Here is a 1,246-nt window from a genome sequence, read left to right as displayed (position 1 = left end):
GTTGCGTGCGGGTGTGGATTGCCCTGAATATGCAACTTTCTTGCCTGCTGTAATCGCGGATGACGCAGGTATGCCGCTGGAAATCCCGGATGCGATCTGCATCTTCGAGCGCAACATTGGTGACCCTGCTTGGCGCCACTTTGAGATCTTTGCTCAGACGCCGGACAACTTTGTACCTGCAGAGGGCCGCTCGGAAACCGAATTGGTAGTGCGCACTGCGTCAGAGGTCGGTAACTATGACTATCTGATCGACTACCGCTTCAAGCAGGACGGTCAGATGTTCATCAAGATCGGCGCAACCGGTCTGGACGCGGTCAAAGGCGTGGTTTCGACCTCGATGAATGATGAAACCGCTGCGGAAGACACCAAGTATGGCACGTTGATTGCACCGCATCTGGTTGCGGCCAACCACGATCATTACTTCAACTTCCGGATCGACTTTGACATCGACCAGCCGGTCAACCACATGGGTCTGATGGAAATCGTTCCGGCCGAAGTGCCTGCGGACAGCCCGCGCAAGTCGATGTGGACCTGGCAGCATGTGATGCCGGACAGTGAGCTGGACGCGCGCTATCGCTTCAGCGCCTCCAAACCGCGTCACGTCCATATCTCGAACCCGCAATCGGAAGGGTATCTGGGCCACATTCCGGGCTGGATGATCCACCACGGCTCGATCGCATACGGTCCGTTCGACTTTGAAAGCGACCCGCCGTTCAAGCGCAACGCCTATATTGAGTATTCCTCATGGACGACTGTTTATGACCAAGAGCAGCGCTATGCAGGTGGTAAATACGCGATGCAAAGCGACGGTTCCGACACGCTGGCGGAATGGGTCAAGGAGGACAAGCCGCTAAAGGGTCAGGATATTGTGTCCTGGTTCACCGCAGGGTTCCACCACATCCCGCGTATGGAAGACTGGCCTGTGATGTCGACCGAATGGAAGACGGTTCACATCATGCCGTTCAACTTTTTTGCACATAACCCGGCGTTGACGATCCGCGAGTGATTGATGGCAAATGAAACTAAAAGCGCGGCCTGCAATAGGCCGCCCATTCATTTTGTGTCTTCTTGTTTTCTGTTAGTTTTGCTGCATCGAATGCAGACCATTCAGGATCTGATCAGCCTACTCGATCGGTATATGATTAGAGGCGGGGGAAGGATGATGCTGTTGGCGTTGATCCGTACCAAAACGCTATCATCGTATAGCTCTTGATAGATGTGGCGCATTTCGGGCACGAGTTCGGGG

Annotated in this window: 1 protein-coding gene; it reads left to right on the top strand. The window is 54.3% G+C overall.

What is annotated here, in order from left to right; genetic code table 11:
- Positions 1-1,006, top strand: a 1,006-nt coding sequence (locus ACR0E6_RS21220) for a copper amine oxidase (protein WP_480587027.1), incomplete at its 5' end; no start/stop codon positions are given.
- Positions 1,007-1,246 lie beyond the last annotated feature (240 nt).

It is taken from the genome of Ruegeria sp. AP12, assembly GCF_056540025.1.
The sequence above is the reverse complement of the archived record's forward strand: the minus strand, read 5'-3'. Positions and strand labels throughout refer to the sequence as shown.